Source organism: Oribacterium sp. P9, from assembly GCF_046365365.1.
In the GTDB taxonomy this organism is placed as follows: Bacteria; Bacillota; Clostridia; order Lachnospirales; family Lachnospiraceae; genus Oribacterium.
In genome coordinates, this window is sequence record NZ_JBKEIS010000001.1 from 126,576 (window position 1) to 146,151 (window position 19,576).

Annotated in this window: 17 protein-coding genes; 13 read left to right on the forward strand and 4 right to left on the reverse strand. The window is 53.1% G+C overall.

All coding sequences use genetic code 11. The features are described 5' to 3' along the window. Positions 1-3 precede the first annotated feature (3 nt). Positions 4-924 carry a DUF6017 domain-containing protein gene (locus tag ACK8P7_RS00545; protein ID WP_002584989.1) on the reverse strand — a complete coding sequence of 307 codons (921 nt, stop codon included), beginning with the start codon at positions 922-924 and terminating at the stop codon, positions 4-6. A 210-nt stretch (positions 925-1,134) separates the two neighbouring features. Further along, positions 1,135-1,497, reverse strand: a complete 363-nt coding sequence (locus ACK8P7_RS00550; RefSeq protein ID WP_002584990.1) for a hypothetical protein — start codon at positions 1,495-1,497, stop codon at positions 1,135-1,137. A gap of 210 nt (positions 1,498-1,707) precedes the next feature. Between ACK8P7_RS00550 and ACK8P7_RS00555 the strand changes: the two genes are divergently transcribed. The 5 genes from ACK8P7_RS00555 to ACK8P7_RS00575 all read left to right on the forward strand — a co-directional run bounded on the left by ACK8P7_RS00555 (position 1,708) and on the right by ACK8P7_RS00575 (position 6,794). After that, entirely contained in the window at positions 1,708-2,883 is a 1,176-nt protein-coding gene (locus ACK8P7_RS00555) for an NADP-dependent malic enzyme (RefSeq protein WP_410042275.1), read from the forward strand. Between the two features lie 386 nt (positions 2,884-3,269). Continuing rightward, on the forward strand, positions 3,270-4,163 hold the full coding sequence (locus ACK8P7_RS00560; protein ID WP_410042276.1) for an amino acid ABC transporter substrate-binding protein: 894 nt from the start codon (positions 3,270-3,272) through the stop codon (positions 4,161-4,163). Positions 4,164-4,366: 203 nt separating this feature from the next. Further along, the gene (locus ACK8P7_RS00565) at positions 4,367-5,038 is read left to right on the forward strand and encodes an amino acid ABC transporter permease (RefSeq protein WP_410042277.1); all 672 of its coding nucleotides are present in this window, start codon (positions 4,367-4,369) and stop codon (positions 5,036-5,038) included. An 11-nt stretch (positions 5,039-5,049) separates the two neighbouring features. Next, positions 5,050-5,814 carry an amino acid ABC transporter ATP-binding protein gene (locus tag ACK8P7_RS00570; protein WP_410042278.1) on the forward strand — a complete coding sequence of 255 codons (765 nt, stop codon included), beginning with the start codon at positions 5,050-5,052 and terminating at the stop codon, positions 5,812-5,814. A gap of 233 nt (positions 5,815-6,047) precedes the next feature. After that, a complete protein-coding gene (locus tag ACK8P7_RS00575; protein WP_410042279.1) occupies positions 6,048-6,794 on the forward strand; it encodes a YoaP domain-containing protein in 747 nt (248 codons plus the stop codon). 178 nt (positions 6,795-6,972) lie between these two features. On the opposite strand, the gene ACK8P7_RS00580 is transcribed toward ACK8P7_RS00575, so the two are convergent. Both ACK8P7_RS00580 and ACK8P7_RS00585 read right to left on the reverse strand, forming a co-directional pair. Then, positions 6,973-8,553: a glucose-6-phosphate isomerase gene (locus tag ACK8P7_RS00580; RefSeq protein WP_410042280.1), complete on the reverse strand. Its 1,581-nt coding sequence runs from the start codon at positions 8,551-8,553 to the stop codon at positions 6,973-6,975. Next, a complete protein-coding gene (locus tag ACK8P7_RS00585; protein WP_410042281.1) occupies positions 8,531-9,139 on the reverse strand; it encodes a hypothetical protein in 609 nt (202 codons plus the stop codon). The genes ACK8P7_RS00580 and ACK8P7_RS00585 overlap by 23 nt, the downstream gene beginning before the upstream one ends. A gap of 556 nt (positions 9,140-9,695) precedes the next feature. Between ACK8P7_RS00585 and ACK8P7_RS00590 the strand changes: the two genes are divergently transcribed. The 8 genes from ACK8P7_RS00590 (at position 9,696) to ACK8P7_RS00625 (ending at position 19,555) form a co-directional block, all read left to right on the forward strand. After that, on the forward strand, positions 9,696-10,286 hold the full coding sequence (locus tag ACK8P7_RS00590; protein ID WP_410042282.1) for a histidine phosphatase family protein: 591 nt from the start codon (positions 9,696-9,698) through the stop codon (positions 10,284-10,286). A 387-nt stretch (positions 10,287-10,673) separates the two neighbouring features. Next, on the forward strand, positions 10,674-11,666 hold the full coding sequence (locus tag ACK8P7_RS00595) for a transporter substrate-binding domain-containing protein (protein WP_410042283.1): 993 nt from the start codon (positions 10,674-10,676) through the stop codon (positions 11,664-11,666). 241 nt (positions 11,667-11,907) lie between these two features. Continuing rightward, positions 11,908-12,687, forward strand: a complete 780-nt coding sequence (locus ACK8P7_RS00600; RefSeq protein WP_410042284.1) for an amino acid ABC transporter permease — start codon at positions 11,908-11,910, stop codon at positions 12,685-12,687. Between the two features lie 4 nt (positions 12,688-12,691). Beyond that, on the forward strand, positions 12,692-13,426 hold the full coding sequence (locus ACK8P7_RS00605) for an amino acid ABC transporter ATP-binding protein (RefSeq protein WP_410042595.1): 735 nt from the start codon (positions 12,692-12,694) through the stop codon (positions 13,424-13,426). An 88-nt stretch (positions 13,427-13,514) separates the two neighbouring features. Continuing rightward, positions 13,515-14,951, forward strand: a complete 1,437-nt coding sequence (locus ACK8P7_RS00610) for a M20 family metallopeptidase (RefSeq protein ID WP_410042285.1) — start codon at positions 13,515-13,517, stop codon at positions 14,949-14,951. Between the two features lie 16 nt (positions 14,952-14,967). Beyond that, positions 14,968-16,824 (forward strand): YgiQ family radical SAM protein, encoded by a 1,857-nt coding sequence (locus ACK8P7_RS00615; RefSeq protein ID WP_410042286.1) that lies wholly within the window; start codon positions 14,968-14,970, stop codon positions 16,822-16,824. 106 nt (positions 16,825-16,930) lie between these two features. Next, positions 16,931-18,238: a D-alanyl-D-alanine carboxypeptidase family protein gene (locus ACK8P7_RS00620; protein ID WP_410042287.1), complete on the forward strand. Its 1,308-nt coding sequence runs from the start codon at positions 16,931-16,933 to the stop codon at positions 18,236-18,238. Positions 18,239-18,364: 126 nt separating this feature from the next. Further along, positions 18,365-19,555, forward strand: coding sequence for a DUF3990 domain-containing protein (locus tag ACK8P7_RS00625; RefSeq protein WP_410042288.1), 1,191 nt, complete (start codon positions 18,365-18,367; stop codon positions 19,553-19,555). Positions 19,556-19,576: the final 21 nt, after the last annotated feature.

The following is a 19,576-nucleotide window of genomic DNA, read 5'->3' on the forward strand; positions in this document are numbered from 1 at the left end:
CCTTTAGATTTTGCCTGTCGCCATGTCGTGAGCGACAAGGGCGGTATAGTAGCTGTCAATGGTATTCGGCGCATTGAACAGCACCGCTTTAAGGTACTGTTTGATGTTGCGGATTTTGGTGGTATTCTCTTTCATGCAGTCAAAGACAAATTCAATGTGACTGCTGTTGAGCTTCATAAACTTTGCCTTGACAAGCTCTGCCGGGTAATCGTCCCCGGCGATACGGATTGTCTTTCTCTTGCTGCATACCGTTTCAAGGATAATCGAAACAATTTCGTCCAGACGGTCTTTGTCTACCTGCCCGTAGCGTACAAAATGGTCGTACTCGATATTGTCCTTGATGATTTCCTCATAAACGCTGTATGCGTCTGTCGCTTCCTTTCGTTTCCGTTCCGGCGGCTCTGCCGCTTCCCCGTCGTAAGGCAAGGGATTTAGGGAATGGATAGGAATGGAATCGGTACTTGATAAATCTATATTTGATTTTTCTTTTTTGGGTAAGTTAGTCTTTTGTATATCTTTATTTAATTGCGTTGGATTTTCCAACGTAGGTTTTTTCTGCGTAGGTTTTTCCAACGTTGGATTATCCAATGTTGGATTTTCCAATGTAGGTAAATCCGATACAGGCGGGGTCTGTGGCTGCTCAAAAATCACATAATCTGCGCCGCGCAAGCGTCCTTTCTCGTCGCGTTCCCTTGAACGCACGATATACCCGGCGCGTTCCAGTTCCTTAACGGCTTCCCGGATAGCGTCGATTTTCTCCCGGTTGATAAAGGACAGCCCCGCAAGGGTGTAGTCCCAATCCTCTGGCAAGGACAGCATTTGCGATAACAGCCCTTTTGCCTTTAGGGATAGCTCCTTATTGCGTAAGTGGTGGTTGCTCATAACCGTATAGCCCTTGTTGCGCTCCACTCTGAAAACTGCCATAGCTTCATCACTCCTTTGCTGCATACCTGTTACGCAATAGAAACGCGATTTTGAGGGTTTAGGTATCAATCCCTTATCCGCTGAAAACCGCGTCCGCAAAGCCGCGTAAATCAAGGGCTTTTTCATGCCTACTGCGTAACAAAGGGCATGAAAAAAGCGGCGTTCCTGTTCTTCCTTGTGGGAAGTGAGAAACGCCGCCTGTGCGGTGCGTTATTCTGCTTCTTCGGCTATGAGGTCTTGTATGACTTCGCCAAAGTCTGCCGTAAAGGAAAAAATGAAGTATTCCAAAACGGCGGGGTCTGCGTCCATAGGCTCGGCTTCCTCGGAAAAGGGCAAGCCCATAAGCCCATAGAGCATTTTTATGATTTTGAACAGCTTCCCCCGGTCGGCGGGGGTGTTCATGGTAACAAGTACGTCGGTCAAGCGGTTTACGGTTTCCATGTCGCCGCCTGTCGTTACCCATACCATTTCTGCGAATGGCTGCGTGATTGCTCCGGTTACAAGGTTTACCTTATCCTTGCTGATTTCGCCGGACGGGAGTATAATACCCTTGTCTAAAAGTACGTTTTTCATGTCGTCCTCCTATAATTTGTGGTGCCAAAATGGTGCCCGGTCTTACAAAATCATCTTATACGGAGATATGGCAAGATAAATGACGATATGCAGAAAACCTTGATTTTAAGCCATTTTCGCGAGGTTTTATAAACACTTGCGCGGGCTTATAAGAAGATTTCCGTCTATCAAATCAATAAAAAAGAAATAAACATCGAGGAGGACACAACGATGGCAAAGGATGTATCTGCAGAGTCTATCAAGCTGCACTATGAGTTAAAGGGTAAGATCGAGGTGGCGTCACGCGCAAAGGTCGACAGCTCCGAGGCGCTGTCCCTCGCCTATACACCGGGCGTGGCTGCGGTCTGCAAGGAGATCGAGAAGGATCCGGAGAAGCAGTGGGAGCTGACCCGCCGTTGGAACACCGTCGCGGTCGTGACCGATGGTACCGCGATTCTCGGCCTCGGTGATATTGGTCCAGAGGCCGGCATGCCGGTTATGGAAGGCAAGTGCGTACTGTTTAAGGAGTTCGGTGGCGTGGACGCGATTCCGCTCTGCATTCGCTCGAAGGATGTGGACACCATCGTGAACACGATCTCCCTGCTCGCTGGCTCCTTCGGTGGCATCAACCTCGAGGACATCGCGGCTCCGCGCTGCTTCGAGATCGAGAAGAAGCTGAAGGAAAAGTGCGACATCCTCGTATTCCACGATGACCAGCACGGTACCGCGGTCGTGGTAGCTGCGGCACTTCTGAATGCCGTAAAGGTCACCGGCAAGAAGATGGGCGAGCTGAAGATCGTCATCAACGGTGCGGGCGCGGCCGGCTGTGCGATCGGCAAGCTTCTCGTGAAGATGGGCTTCGGCAATGTCATCATGTGCGACATTCATGGCATCATCTGCGAGGGTGATGAGGGCCTCAACTTCGGTCAGGAGGAGATGTCCCACATCACAAATAAGGATCACATCCACGGCACACTCGCCGATGCACTGAATGGTGCGGACGCCTTCATCGGCGTTTCCCGCGGCGGTCTCGTGTCGAAGGAGATGGTCAGAAGCATGAAGGACGGTATCGTCTTCGCGATGGCGAACCCGACCCCGGAGATCATGCCGGAGGATAGTAAGGAAGCCGGTGCAGCCGTCATCGGTTCCGGTCGTTCCGACTACCCGAACCAGATCAATAATGTCCTTGTCTTCCCGGGCATCTTCCGTGGCGCCCTCGATGTACGTGCAACCGACATCAACGACGAGATGAAGGAAGCCGCCGCGTATGCCATCGCCGGCCTCGTATCCGACGACGAGCTCACCCCAGAGTACATCATCCCGAAGGCCTTCGATCCACGCGTACGTGACGCGGTCGCCAGTGCCACTGCAGAAGCAGCGCGGAAAAGCGGCGTCGCTAGAGTATAAAACATATCGATGGAGAGGAACTGCCGAGTCGGCAGTTCCTCTTTTTCTATAGATTTCTTGCGTTATCGATCTGGGCTGAGCTGAGTAAACTCCATTTTTTCACAAATCAGGGAAATTTCCCTGTGGTCACATCCTCGCCAGAAGCCTGATTTGTGAAATGCATAATGTCAGTTGCTCTTTACATCTTGCAGGCACTCGCTTAATAAATTGTAAAGAACTTTTTTATAACAAAGTTTTTTACGATGTAGTAATTTGCGATTCATCTTTTCGAAAAACTCATGGTTGACATCACTGCTTTACCATGGTAGAGTGTTGAATCATAAGAGGGATTCACGAGGGGCCTCCGGAGGCCGGCTCGTCGCACGGAAGTGCAGGAGGAGATAATTATGAAAAAGACTTTAGCGATGATGACAGCGGCGATGATGGTAGCGGGTGCGCTTGCGGGTTGCGGTTCTTCCAGTTCGACACCGGTGGCGACCACAGCGGAAGCGACAACCGCAGCAGCGACGGAGGCAGCCACCACAGAAGTAGCCACCACCGAGGCGGGTGATACCGCAGCAGCTGCAGAGGGAACGGTGAAAACGCCGAGCGGCAAGTTCACGGTCGGCTTCGATCAGGAGTTCCCGCCGATGGGCTTCGTCGGTGATGATGGACAGTTCACCGGCTTCGACCTCGATCTCGCGAAGGAAGTGGCTTCCCGTCTCGGCCTCGAGTTCGTACCGCAGCCGATCAACTGGGATGCGAAGGACATGGAACTCGACTCCGGCAACATTGACTGTATCTGGAACGGTTTCACGATGCAGGGACGTGAGGACGCCTACACCTGGGTAGGCCCGTATATGGCGAACAATCAGGTATTCGTCGTGACTGCCGACAGCGATATCGCGTCGAAGGCGGATCTCGCAGGCAAGGCCGTCGAGGTTCAGAAGGATTCTTCGGGACTCGCTGCACTGCAGGGTGACGCAGAGCTCAGTGCGAGCTTCGGATCGATGACCGAGGTTGCGGACTATAACACGGCACTCATGGATCTCGAGTCCGGTGCCTGTGATGCGGTCTGCATGGACAGCATCGTCGCCGGCTACCAGATCAAGTCTTCCGGTAAGGATATGAAGATCCTCGATGATACCCTCTCTGCAGAGGAGTACGGTATCGGCTTCAAGAAGGGTGAGGACGAGCTTGCGAAGGCGGTTTATGACACCCTCATGGCGATGAAGGACGACGGAACCGTAGCGAAGATTTCGAACGACTGGTTCGGCTCCGACGTATTCACCCTGAAGTGATACATGCGAGTGTAGACATGGGACCTGACAGAAGAAGGCTCCGGCGGATACCGGCCAGACTCCTGTCAGGTTCATCTTTGCGTTTAAGGGCTTTCCGGAGCGTTGCTTCGGATGTGCCACTTTTATGCAGGAAGCTGTGTTCTCGGCTTTGGTTTTCGCGAGAATATGATATGATGAAGACTGGTTGTTAAAACCATCAAATTATGCTTTTTGGAGGAATTACCGTGGCACTGTCACAGATCATCCTGGAATTACTGAAGGGTCTTGGCGTTTCGGTCGAGATCTTCGCCATCACCCTGCTGTTCAGCCTGCCGCTTGGCCTGCTGGTGGCCTTCGGGCGTATGTCGAAAAACGGCGTCGTGAGCGGACTCACGAAGGCCTACATCTCTATCATGCGTGGAACTCCGCTGATGCTACAGCTCTTCGTCGTGTATTACGGTCCGTACTACCTCTGCCACATCAAGCTGAGCCCGACCTACCGTAATTCCGCCGTCTACATCGGCTTCATCATCAACTACGCTGCCTACTTCGCGGAGATCTACCGCTCGGGCATCCAGTCCATGCCGGTCGGACAGTACGAGGCCGCCGACATCCTCGGCTATAGCCGCGTGCAGAGCTTCTTCCGTATCATCCTGCCGCAGGTGATGAAGCGCATCCTTCCGTCCATCACGAACGAGGTCATCACCCTCGTCAAGGACACCTCGCTCGCGTTCTCCATCTCGGTCATGGAGATGTTCACGAAGGCGAAAGCCCTGTCGTCCAGCCAGACATCGATGACCCCGCTCATCGTCGCCGGCGTGTTCTACTATGTCTTTAACTTCATCGTCGCCTTCCTCATGGAGCGCATCGAGAAGAAGATGAACTACTATAAGTAAGGAGGTAAGCGATGAATCTGCTCGAAATGAAAAACGTGAAGAAAAGCTTCGGCGACCTCCAGGTCCTGAAGGACATCAGCCTGACCGTCGCGGATGGCGAGATCGTGTCGATCATCGGCCCGTCCGGTTCCGGCAAGTCCACCCTGCTTCGCTGCGCCACGCTGCTCGAAAGGATGGACGCCGGTACACTGAAGTATGAGGATACGGTGGTTGCGGACAATGCTTCCGACGGGCGTGCAGCATACGCCGATAAGGAAACACTCCGGAAGATCAAGCAGGTCTACGGCCTCGTCTTCCAGCAGTTCAACCTCTTCCCACACTGGAATGTGCTTCAGAACGTGACCGACGCGGTCATCCATGTGCAGAAGAAGTCCCGGGAGGAGGCAGAGAAGATCGGCCGCGAGCTCCTCGAAAAGATGGGCCTCGCGGATAAGGAGAAGTACTATCCGTACCAGCTCTCCGGCGGACAGCAGCAGCGTGTCGCCATCGCCCGCGCCCTGGCGCTGAATCCGAAGGTTCTTTTCTTCGATGAGCCGACCAGCGCCCTCGACCCGGAGCTCACCGGGGAAGTCCTGAAGGTTATCAAGTCCCTGAAGGACCTGCACATCGCGATGGTGATCGTCACCCACGAGATGGCCTTCGCCCGCGACATCTCCGATAAGGTCATCTTCATGGCCGACGGTGTCATCGTCGAAGAAGGCACTCCGGAGCACGTATTTAACTCCGAGAACGAACGTATGCAGAGCTTCCTCGGACGATACAAGAATATACTGTAAGAAGACGCAGCACTCGGAAAACGGGTGCTGTTTTTTAATAGGTGCAACCGTTCGGGCAGTGAACTCGGAGTACTGTGCCTTCGTTGACGCCCCTCCGGATCCCCTGCCCGAACAGTTACGAATAGGTGACATTTTATGAATGGGCATCCCTGAAATCTATTGGCAGGTAACCGCTCGGTAACTATACTTAGAGTTACCGAGCGGTTACTTTTTTATGAGGAGTTGGATGACGGATGAACTATATTCGAATCACAAAAGAAAATATTGATAAGGAGCATATCTGCTGCGCCATGTCTGGCAAGCAGAGCGTTGCTAAAAAAGAGTGGATGAGACAGCGCTTCGACGAGGGTCTGGTTTTTTATCGGAGCGAGGAGCGCGGGAAGTGCTTTATCGAATATATACCGGTCGAAAATGCATGGGTGCCGATTGAGGCAGACGAATATCTCTACATTAACTGCCTCTGGGTATCCGGCTCCATGAAGGGACATGGATACTCAAATGATCTGCTGGAGGCGTGCATCCGCGATGCCAGGGCGCAGGAGAAGAACGGCATTTGTATTCTGTGCGCGGAGGGCCGGAAGCGGGAATTTCTCGCTGACCCGAAATTCCTGACCTATAAGGGGTTTCGTGTGGCAGACATCTCCGACTGCGGAATCAATCTCATGTACCTTCCCCTTGCAGATAATGCAGCGCCACCGAGATTCAAGGACTGTGCGCGACACCCGAAGGTAGAGAAGAGTGGATTCGTCCTCTACTACACCGACCAGTGCCCGTTCACATACTACTGGGTACCGAAGATTCTGGAGATCGCGGAGGAACACAGCGTTCCGTTTAAGGCCATCCACATCACTGACAGAGAAGCCGCGCAGAACGTGCCCGCGCCGGTCACCACCTACGCCCTGTTCCGGGACGGACAGTTCCTGACACAGGGCATACTGTCTGATAAAAAATTCAGGAAACTGGCAGGGATTTCGGAGTGAGCAGCAGACCAGGCATCGCCAGTGCTGTCCAAGCGAGTGATGCTGTACCAAGACAGCGTTTGAAAGAAAAGGCAGCATTGTATAAACACCACTAGAAAAGAGCCAGCGCAACTGCGCTGGCTCTTAATTAATGTCGAAATATACTATTCAGAATATGCTCTGCATCTTCCTTGTGCGATCAGATATTCAGAAGATCGCTGTATACCTTCAGTGCGCCGTCAGTCTCGTGTGCGAGTACCTTCTTCGCAAGGACCTTACCGAGCTGTACGCCCTCCTGATCGAAGGAGTTCAGGTTCCAGCAGAAGCCCTGGAACATCACCTTGTTCTCATAGTGTGCGAGCAGTGCGCCGAGGGTTCTCGGATTCAGCTGCTGACCGATGATGATAGAGGAAGGACGGCCACCCTCGAAGTTCTTGTTGCGGTTTTCGTCTTCCTTACCGCAGGCGAAGGCAACGATCTGGGCGGCAACATTGGCACAGAGCTTCTGCTGGCTGGTGCTGCCCTGGATGGTATCATCCATGCCGATCTGGTTCTCACGGAAGCCGACGAACTGGAGCGGGATGATGTCCTTGCCCTGGTGCAGGAGCTGGTAGAAGCTGTGCTGGCCGTTGGTGCCCGGCTCACCGAAGATAACCGGACCGGTCGGATAGTCCACCGGCTCACCGAAGCGGTTTACTGACTTACCGTTCGACTCCATGTCGAGCTGCTGAAGATGTGCCGGGAAGCGGCTGAGGCCCTGGGAGTACGGCAGAATCGCGGTGCTCTCGTAGCCGAGCACGTTACGCTCATATACACCGATCAGTGCGTCAAGCATATCCGGGTTCTTCATCGGATCCTTCTCTGCAGCGAGCTTATCCTCTGCGGCAGCGCCCTCGAGGAACTCTGCGAAGACCTCCGGACCGAAGGCGAGGGACAGAACCGCGCCGCCGACCGCTGAGGTAGAGGAGTAACGTCCACCGATGTAATCATCCATATAGAACGCTGCGAGATACTCCGGGCTGGTGGCGATCGGAGAAGTTGCGGAAGTAACGGCGATCATGTGCTTCGCAGGATCGAGGCCGAGCTTCCGAAGCGCGTTCATCACGAAGGTCTGGTTCGTGAGAGTCTCAAGCGTCGTGCCGGACTTGGAAACCAGGATGAAGAGGGAATGAGCGACGTCAATGTTGCGGAGAACAGCGGCTGCGTCATCCGGATCGACGTTACTGATGAACTGTGCATTCATCTTGAGGAGACCCTTCGTCTTCGCCCAGTTCTCAAGCGCGAGGTACATCGCGCGTGGACCGAGGTCACTTCCGCCGATACCGATCTGAACGACCGTGGTAAACTTCTCGCCGGCTGCATTGGCGATCTCACCGGAATGAACCTTCTCCGCGAATGCGGCGATGCGCTTTTGCTGCTCAACGTAGAATGCGCGCTTGTTTTCACCGTCTACCACAACATCCTGACCGAGCTGTCCACGGGTCAGCTGGTGAAGTACGAGACGCTTCTCACCAGTGTTGATCATATCACCGTTGTAGAGATCCTCATACTTCTCTGCAAGCTGTGCTTCCGACGCCAGTTTCACGAGTGCTGCGAGGACATCCTCATCGACAGCCTTCGCACCGTAGTTGTATGCCATTCCCTCTGCCATCGGCACAGAATAGTTCTTTACACGAGCGGCACCATTCTCGCCGGTCATGACTTCCTTCAGGTTCACTGCCTTCACCTTCTGCAGCTCTGCATAGGATGAAAGCGTATCAAGATTCTTCCAATTCAGCATCGTCATTTCCTCCATAAGGTACTTTTTCAGTGATGCGGCCGGGCCACATCGCAAGCAAACCGTTTTTCATTATATCATCGTGCGAAGGATTTCTAAAGAGGAATGTTACGAATTTAACAGATGGGTGAACTGTTGCCGTTACTGTCCACTCGTCAACTGGATTCAGGCAGGAGCCGGAGGGGTAGCAACGTAGGAACAGTACTCTGTTGCCGCCCCTTCGCTGCCTCTGGCCAACGTTACTATCCAATATGGTTTGATGATAAAAATACTGGATATGTTTTTTGACTGTAAGCATGACAGATGGCTGCAAACTATCTACTATTATTTCACCCGGTTCGCCAGTAAAAATTTCCGGGCCGCGCTCGATGATGGTCTGAAAATCGAGCAGTATTCCAGCGCGGCATCCGCACGCAAAGAAAAAATGGTCGATTTTTTTGTTTGTTTGCACGGGGCGGGACCGATATGTAAATAGATAAAGGCAGCCGAATGGGGTGGGCAAACAAAAAGAGACGCTCGGCATAGGCGTCTCATGAAAATCAAACGAGGATGAAGACATCGCCTTGCCCGAACAGTAACGACTGGACATGCGATGCTTTTTTCGAAAATCGTGTATATGGATTTCCTGCCTGAAATCGAAAATCGACAGGTAAAATAGACACGGACGTTCTCATTCTGAAATCGTGTATATTTAATCGGCGATTGACAGCGAAAATCAGCATCTGATTTCGATTTTTATAGACACGATTTCCGAAAAAGTCCTTCCATGTATAGTTTCTCTCCTGAATCCAGTTTCGGAGCGTAATTCTCATAGACACGATTTCTGAAAAATTCCTTCCGTGTATAGTTTCTCTTCCAAGTCCAGCTTTGAGCGCAACTTTCATATACACAAAATCGTAAATTATCGAATCATGTAGATCGTCGCCTGCATCTGCCGAAAATATACCTCCTGCAAGCAGAAAATCCAGTCGAAAAGACGACTGGATTCATATAAGTTTTTGAACCTTCGGCTGCCGTCCGCCGAGCTGCGAATGAACAGTAACCTGTTACCTGAATAATCAGAGATAAATATAACTGTATTAACCACGCAAGCTACGCTATAGTATAGAAATATTATAATGAAGAAAACGAAAGCGAGGTTCTCTATGACCATCTGGTTAACGCGTCATGGGCAGACAAATCTGAATAAGCAGCATCTTATGCAGGGGCGGACGGATGAGCCGCTGAACGAGACGGGCCGTGCCCAGGCACGGGCAGCGCGGGCGCAACTCGGGGATATGCACTTCGATGCGGTCTATGCGAGTCCTCTGCAGCGTGCGATCGAAACGGGCGCTATCATGGGCGACATACCGATGGATGAGGTCATCATCGATGAGCGGCTGATCGAGGCGGACTTCGGGCGCTTCGAGAAGAAGGGGTACACGAAGATGAGTCTGCCGATGTCGCTGTACTGGGCGCTGCCGGAGCTTTTTCCGTGCCCGGAGAAGGACGGGGTGGAGAGCATCGCATCGCTTGTCGCACGGAGCCGCTCGTTTCTCGAGGAGCTGGAGCAGAAGGACTATGAGCATGTGCTGATCGCCTGTCACGGCGGTATCATGCGGGCCCTCAGCGGATACCTCATGGATCGAAGGAACGGGATCTACTGGCGACCGAAGCCGCGGAACTGCGAGATCCGCGTGTTCCGTGTGGAAGATGGCCGGCACGTGTACCTCGAGGATCTGAAGCTTCCGAAGTGATGCGCCTCAATAAAAACGGCGCAGACTCACCGGAGCAGGAAGACCTGCATCCGGATGATATTCCTTAGCTGTATTGTTCAAACGTAGTACTGTGCTTCCGACGGCTGTCCGCCGAGCCACGTCTGAACCAATGTAACTCTTAGCTGATGTGCGGCAGAAGACCGTCGCGAGTGAAAGGACTTGTATAGATTGCATAATATGCATGTATAAATGCATTTATTCATGAGTAGCATGCATAAGAATGCGATTAAATACAATTTGATGCATAAAAATACTTGCATTCTCTGAAAAATGGATTATAATCTCCTCATAGTCAAAAAGCGAGAGGTTATGAAAACGCTTTTGATTTATAACCGTAATATATGATTCGGTTTGAGGAGGATTATTATGAAGAAGAACTTAGCTATTCTGATGACCACTGTTCTCGCAGCTGCTTCTCTGGCAGCCTGCGGATCATCCAGCACACCGGCGACGACAACCGCCGCTGCGACCGAGGCTGCCACCACCGCTGCCGCTGCAGAGACGACCGCCGCAGCAGAGGACACCACTGCTGCCGCTACGGAGGCAGCGTCCGAGGGCGCTGCAGAGGGAAACGGAGAGATCGTCGAAGTTCCGAAGGATTTCACGACCGTAAACGCTGGCAAGCTGACCGTTGCGACCTCTCCGGACTTCGCACCATATGAGTTCTACCACATCAATGCCGATGGCACACCAGAGCTTTCCGGCTTCGATGTCGCACTCGCAAAGAGAATCGCTGAGGATCTCGGCCTCGAGGTTCAGTTCGTACCGATGGATTTCGATGGCATCCTCATGGAGCTTCAGAGCGGAAACGTCGACCTCGGCATGGCTGGTTTCTCCCCGAGCCCGGAGCGTGCAGATACCTTCGACTTCTCCGACCTTTACTACAAGGGTGGTCAGTCCTTCGTCATCCGCAAGGCAGATCATGATAAGTATAAGGACTATGCTGCATTTGATAAGCTTCCGGTAGGTGCACAGAACGGTTCCATCCAGATGGATCTCGCAAAGGAGAACACGCCGAACGCAAACATCATCGGTCTCGCAAAGGTAACCGATATCGTTTCTGAGCTCGTTTCCGGTAAGCTCGAAGGTGGCTTCATCGAGACTGCCGTCGCAGAGCAGTACATCAAGAACTATCCGGAGCTTGAAATCGCATGGGATGTTCCGTATGATACGGAGGGTTCTGCCATCGCTCTCAAGAAGGGGAGCGATCTCCTTCCGGCTGTCAATGCCGTCATCAACAACGCACTGTCCGACGGTTCCATGGACCAGTACGTAGCCGACGCTCAGGAGCTTGCATCGGATGAGGGCAATGTCTATGAGGGTCAGCTCGACGCAGATGGCAAGGTTGCTTCCAACTAAACGCGGACTGCGACACAAAAACTGATTCTTTTCTCTCCGGGGGGCTTCCCCGGGGAGATTTTTGAGTCTATACTCAGCATGCTGAGGTGTACGACAGCGGAAAATACACATGCGTTTCGCGATGATCCGTATGCGCCATGTTTCTTATGATAAATGCACATTCAGCGTCCTACGTATATACTCAAAGCGCATCGCGATGTAGAGTATACATATCACTACTTATGAAAGGCAGGATTTACCTATGACCATTAGCTGGGCCAATTTTGAGAAGTTATTTCAATACGGCACCATGTTCCAGCAGGGAATGATCGTCACCATCCTTCTGGCAGCCTGTACCGTATTCTTCGGCTTCATCCTTGCATTTTTACTTGCATTGATGCTGCTGTCGGATGTACGTCCGTTCCGTCATCTCGAGAAGATCAAGACGGAGGATATTCAGAAGAAAAAGCGCTATGACCGCATCGCCGCGTTCAATCCGGTACATCTGCTGGCTAATGCTTACGTCCAATTCGTACGTTGCACCCCGATGCTGGTTCAGATCTTCCTCGTGTACTACATCATCTTCGGATTCGTCACCCTGCCGAAATTCACATTCTTCGGCTTCATCCAGTTCGAGCGTTTCTTCCCGGCAGCCGTCGCGATGGCACTCAACTCCGGTGGATATATGAGTGCGGTCATCCGTGGTGGTATCGAGGGCGTCGATGCTGGACAGACCGAGGCGGCTCGTTCCCTCGGCATGACGAAGTCCCAGACTATGTTCCATATCATCCTGCCACAGGCGGTGAAGAACATCCTGCCGGCCGTTGCGAACGAATTCGTGACGATCATCAAGGAGTCGTCTGTCTGCTACACCATCGGTGTACAGGACATCATGTTTAACGTAAAGAGTGTACAGTCCGCGACCTTCATCATCGCAGAGCCGCTCATTATGGCGACCTTACTGTACTTCTGCCTGTGCTTCCCGACCAGTAAGATCATCGAGTACATCGAGAGGAGGATGCGTCAAAGTGACAACCGATAAGCCAATGATTCAGGTCCGTGGCCTGAAAATGTACTATAACTACGGAAAGATCAAGGCCCTTGATGGCTTGGACATCGATATCAACCGGGGCGACGTCATGGTCGTGATCGGACCGTCCGGTTCCGGTAAGTCCACCTTCCTCCGGAGCCTGAACCTCCTCGAGTCGCCGACCGATGGAAGTATCATCTTCGAAGATAAGGACATCGTGAACGAGAAGATCAATCTTGATCAATACCGTCAGAAGATGGGGATGGTGTTCCAGCACTTCAATCTCTTTCCACACAAGACGATCCTCGAGAATCTGACCCTCGCACCGATGATCGTGAAGCACGAGTCGAAGGAGGCGGCCGAGAAGAAGGCCCTGGAGCTCCTGGAGCGTGTTGGTCTCCGCGATCGTGCGGCGGCCTACCCGGTGCAGTTATCCGGTGGTCAGAAGCAGCGTGTCGCGATCGTGCGTGCACTCTGCATGAACCCGGAGGTGATGCTCTTCGATGAGCCGACGAGTGCGCTCGACCCGGAGATGGTCGGCGAGGTGCTCGAGGTTATGAAGGAACTTGCACACGAAGGCATGACGATGGTCTGCGTCACCCATGAGATGGGCTTCGCCCGTGAGGTGGGCAACCGCGTGGTCTTTATGGCAGATGGTAAGCTCGTCGAGCAGGGGACACCGGAGCAGATTTTCGAGCATCCGGAGAGCCCGCGTCTGAAGGACTTCCTCGGGAAGGTCCTCGAGGTTTGATTTTATAACAAAGCGGCGTTTGCATTGTTTTCGCAGGCGTCGCTTTTGTATATACTACTATATGAAAATTTATAAGGAGGGTTTCATCATGGAGGATCAGAAGAGGGCTGCTCTTTCGTTTATCGAGCAGCATAAGGATATATTTACTGGTGTGGCGGATTACGTCTGGGCGCATCCGGAGCTCAGTCTGAAGGAGTTCCAGTGTGCGGCGTACTATGAGAAGGTGCTCGAGGAGGGTGGCTTCACGGTGGAGAAGGGTGTCGATGGGATCGAGACGGCATTCACGGGAAGCTATGGTTCGGGTCATCCGGTCATCGGTATCCTCGGTGAGTTCGATGCACTGTCCGGTCTCAGTCAGGCGTGTGGTGCGACGGAGCATCAGCCGCTCGTAGAGGGTGGCGCTGGGCACGGCTGTGGCCACAATATGTTAGGTGCAGGTGCATTGGCCGCGGCGTTTGCGGTGAAGAACTACCTCGAGACGAGTGGTCACGAGGGCACAGTAATCTTCTATGGCTGCCCGGGTGAAGAGGGCGGTGCGGCGAAGGCCTTCATGGCGCGTGACAACATGTGGCGCGCCCTCGATGCGGCGTTCTGCTGGCATCCGGAGGATGTCAATGAGGTGAAGACCGGTACGAACAACTCGACGATTCAGGTTATGTATACCTTCCACGGACGCTCCGCGCATGCGGCCGGCGATCCGGAGAATGGCCGCTCGGCACTGGATGCGGTGGAGCTCATGAACACGGGCGTGCAGTACCTGCGTGAGCACATGAAGTCCGAGTGCCGCGTGCACTATGCCATCACGGATGCCGGGGGAATCTCACCGAATGTCGTGCAGGATCATGCGACGGTGCTCTATATGGTGCGTGCCGGTAAGGTACGGAATTGTGTGGAGCTTCAGAAGCGTGTGGATAAGATCGCGGAGGGCGCAGCCCTGATGACCGAGACAACCTTCGAGCGTACCTTCATCGATGGTACGGCGGATCTGGTGCCGAACTTCGCACTGGAGAAGGTACTCTACGATAATTTCGCGCAGGTAGAGCTTCCGACCTATACCGAGGAGGAGCTCGCATTTGCCGGAAAGGTGCATGCGACCTGTCCGGTCAATACTGCACCGGGCTTCGCACCGACCCTCGACGAGGAGATTCGGGCATACAGTGAGGAGAAGTCACAGCACGGTACGATACCGATCAACAACTACCTCATGCCGCTCTACCACAGCACGGCGTTCTGCGCCGGCTCCACGGATGTCGGGGATGTTTCCTGGCAGACACCGACGGCTCAGATCCAATGCGCAGGCTTCGTCAGCGGCGCACCAGGCCACAGCTGGCAGAATGTTTCCTGCGGCGGTTCGAGCATCGGCCACAAGGCCCTGCTTCTCGCCGGTAAGGTCCTCGCGCTCAGCGCTATCGACCTCTATGAGAAGCCGGAGCTGCTGAAGGAAGCGAGAGCAGAGTTTGAGAAGCGCACCGAGAGCGGCTACGTATGCCCGATCGAAGAGGGCGCAAAGCCGATTACCATTTGATTTAACGGAGATTTCTATGTACGAAGGATTTTTACCGGTCAACCGGGAGGATATGCTGGAGCGTGGCTGGACACAGCCGGATTTCGTCTATGTGATGGGTGACGCCTATGTGGACCACTCCAGTTTCGGGCCCGCCATCATCTCCCGTGTGCTCGAGGCACACGGTTATAAGGTCGCGATGCTGCCGCAGCCGGACTGGAACGATCCTTCGTCCGTCATGGAGTTCGGGGAGCCGAGGCTCGGCTTCCTCGTGTCTGGCGGCAACATGGATTCCATGGTGAATCACTACACCGTCGCGAAGCATCATCGGAAGACCGACTCCTACACACCGGGCGGTGTCATGGGCAAGCGTCCAGACCGCGCGGTGACGGTTTACTGTAACCTGATACGGAAAAGCTATAAGCATACTCCGATCATCATCGGCGGTATCGAGGCGAGTCTGCGTCGGCTCGCACACTATGACTACTGGTCCGACCGCGTACGCCGTTCCGTGCTCCTCGACAGTGGTGCCGACCTTCTGTCCTACGGCATGGGCGAGCACAGTATCGTCGAGATCGCAGATGCCCTGAATTCCGGCCTCGAGGTGAAGGACATCACCTGGATCTCCGGTACGGTCTATAAGACGCGCTACGAGGATGAAATCTACGATGCCATCCGCCTCCCGGACTATGAGGAGATCACCGCCGATAAGCGGAAGTACGCGGAGAGCTTTGCCATCCAGTACCGGAACACGGATCCGATCATCGCGAAGCGTATCTACGAGTGCTATGACGGCGCGATGTTTGTCGTTCAGAACCCGCCGGCAGCACCGCTTTCACAGATGGAGATGGATGATGTCTACTCGCTTCCGTTCATGCGTGCATGGCATCCGATGTACGATGCGGCAGGCGGCATCCCGGCCTTCGGTGAGATCAAGGAAAGCATCACCCAGGCCCGCGGTTGCTTCGGCGAGTGTAATTTCTGTGCCCTCACCATGCATCAGGGGCGTATCGTGCAGTGCCGCTCCCACGAAAGCGTCCTCGCGGAGGCGAAGGAGATCACGCAGGATAAGGAATTCAAGGGCTACATCTTTGACGTCGGTGGTCCGACCGCCGAGTTCCGTGGACCATCCTGCGAGAAGCAGCTCACGAAGGGCACCTGTGTCGGTCGCAAATGTCTCTGGCCAGAGCCGTGTAAGAACCTGAAGGTCGATCACAGCGACTATGTGAAGCTGCTCCGCGAAGTGCGTTCGTTGCCGGGGGTGAAGAAGGTCTTCATCCGATCCGGCTTCCGCTTTGATTACCTCATGGCAGACCCGAATAAGGAGTTTCTCCGCGAGATCTGCCAGTATCACGTCTCCGGTCAGATGCGTGTGGCACCGGAGCACGTCTCCGACGGCGTACTGAAGGAGATGGGCAAGCCGAAGGTCGAGGTCTATAACAGCTTCGTGAAGGAATTTGAGAAAATCAACCGCGAGCTGGGACTCAAGCAGTATATCGTGCCGTACCTCATGTCCAGTCACCCGGGCTCCACACTGAAGGATGCGATCAAGCTCGCGGAGTACATCCGCGACATGGGCTACATCCCGGAGCAGGTGCAGGATTTCTACCCGACCCCTGGCACCGTTTCGACGACCATGTACTACACCGGCCTCAACCCACTCACGATGGAGAAGGTCTATGTGCCGCGAAATCCGCATGAAAAGGCGATGCAGCGTGCTCTCATCCAGTACCGGAATCCGGAGAACTACGAGCTCGTAAAGGAAGCGCTCCTCCGGGAGCACCGTGAAGACCTCATCGGCTTCGACCCGAGCTGCCTCATCCGCCCACGGAAGACCACCACGAAAACCGCCTCCTCCGGTCATAATAGACGACGCGGTGAGAGGAAACGGTAGTCACTCCGGGGCCCTGCCTGAATCGTAACAAACTGTAAAGTTTTAGTAAGAAAATCACGGGGCTTCCTGTGGTAAGATAAGGATACATTTTATCCGGGAGAGCTTTATGAGACATCATTTTTATAGAAATCGTATCGTCGCCGGACTCCTGATCGCCGCGCTCAGTGCGACCAGTCTGTCCACCACCGCGCTGGCCGACAGCAGTACCTTCGTGGAAATCACAGATGAGGGGCCGCTCGCAGCGTCGGCCGCTGCCGGCGTTCAGAACAGAGGTGCAGAAACCGCCACGACGACGGAAACCGCTGCGTCAGTCAGCAGCGCAGGCGCACAGGTCGTGCAGGGCACCGATGCCATGAGCACTCTGACCGGCCTCACCGGCCCGACAGGCACCGCGGTAGACACAGCGAACCAGACGACGTCGACGACCGCAGACAGTGCCGCCCTGGCGGCTGCCGCCAACCAGGCAGCGGCTTCTGCACAGCAGAGCAGTACGGCAGCCACAAATCAGACCGCGCAGAGTTCAGCTACTGCACAGGCAGCGGCCTCCGCGCAGCAGAGCACACAGACCATCGCCGCGGCAACACAGCAGACGACGAATTATTTCCAGCAGCCGTCTAAGGGCTTCCTGCGGACCGCGATGACCCTGAAGCCGGAGGTGAACGCGAACTTCGCGATCCTCGTCGATGCAGATGCCGGCCTAGTGGTTGCTGAGAAGAACGGCAACGCGAAAATGTATCCGGCGTCCATGACGAAGGTCATGACCCTGCTGGTGGCCTGTGAGCACATCACGGATCTCAGTGAAAAGCTCGAGATCACCCAGGACATCGTCGACTATGTCAAGAAGGAGGGGGCATCAAACTGTGGCTTCAAGGCGGGCGAGCAGGTGACGATGCTGGATCTCCTCTATGGCCTCATCCTCCCGAGTGGTGCGGATGCCGCCCTCGCCCTCGTGCGCCGCATCGCCGGCTCCGAGGAGCAGTTCGTGGCGCTCATGAATCAGAAGGCACAGCAGCTTGGTATATCCGCCACGACGCACTTCACAAACTGCACCGGACTGTATAACGATAACCACTACTCGACAGCAGAAGATATGGCCATCATCATGCGGGCTGCAGCGCAGAACAGTGTCGCTGCCACGATCCTCACGACACGAAGCTACACGACACAGGCGAACAATAAGCGAACCACTGGTCTCAGCTTCTCGAACCTCTTCCTGAAGCGGATCGATACACAGACGACCGGCGGGCAGGTGAACTTCGCGAAGACCGGCTACGTCGCGAAGGCCGGCAACTGCGCGGTTTCCTACTTTACCGCCGCCTCCGGACGCCACTACATCTGCGTCACCGGAAAAACCTCCGGCGCATGGAACGTCGTATCCGCTCATGCCGCCCTGTACAGCCAGTACGCGAAATAGCATATTGAAATAGATACAAAAATACTTTTATATTATAAGCCCTGGTTCATTCGCTGAACCAGGGCTTATAATATAATTATGAATCTTGAAACCGTGAAATAGCGATAGCAGATTGGAGGTGAAATAATGATTGTTTATCATGGCAGTGATCAGATCGTGGAGCAGCCTGTGTTTGGTGCAGGCAAAGAAGATAATGATTATGGGACAGGTTTCTATTTGACAGAAGATAAAGATAAAGCGAATGCATGGGCAGTGGTAAATGGAACTGAAAATGCATACTGTAACGCATATGAACTTCCGATGAAGGAACTGAATGTACTCCATCTGGATGACTATGGCGTTCTGACATGGATTGCGGAAGTGACAGCGCATCGCGGAGTGATCGATGAAGATACATTTTATATCGCTGAAAAGCTGGTTGATATGTATAAAATTGACACCGCAGAATATGATGTCATCATAGGGTATCGTGCAGACGACAGCTATATCAAAGTCATCGATTCCTTTTTGAAAAATCAGCTGACGGCAGATGAAGTTGAACGTTTCTTTAGAAAAGCAGAGTTGGGAGAGCAGGTTTTTATAAAAAGTCAAAGAGCTTTTCAGTCTATAAAATTTATAGGATATGAACCTGTAGTGGAGACGATTCAGTATCAGGATTATGATGCACAGGCAAGAAGAGAAGTAGAATCTTTTCTTAATAAACGCAGAAAGGCGATTCAGCTTGAAGGCTTCCAACCAAGTGGCATGACCGTGCAGGATGTTTTAAAGAATAAATACGTATATGATCAAGCATATAAGTACTATCATCTCAACGAAAATAAACCGATGAAATATCGGGTGAACAGAAGCCTGAAGCCTGAGCAAAAAACAGAAAACTATGCTTATGACAGATTTTACTTAAGCGGTGTCATGAAATTAACACGCTTTTTGTTTCATGAATTTATAAAATCCGGTCATGATTTTCATGGAGCCGTGAAACTGTACATGGAGAAGTCTCCGATTCGCCTGAAGATGGATCAGGGTAGCTGGTCGGCGTTAAATAAAGGAATCAGGCAGCTCTATCATTCGGTAGATATAGAAACGGTACCTCCAAACACAAATAATTATATGGATGGGATTCTGTCAGACTGGATGGCAGATGTGTACACCTATATGCAGTGGCGTTATCGCCTTTCATCGGCGGTGCTGGTTCGAATTCTCCCACCGGAACTTTTGGGTGAAGCCTATTATCCTTTGCACGAAACCGGATTAAGTGTAGCTTGCGAAAAATTATATATGAAATATTTTGCAATCGTGAATAAAAATACAATAGAGTGAGGGATGGACGAAATGTCCGGG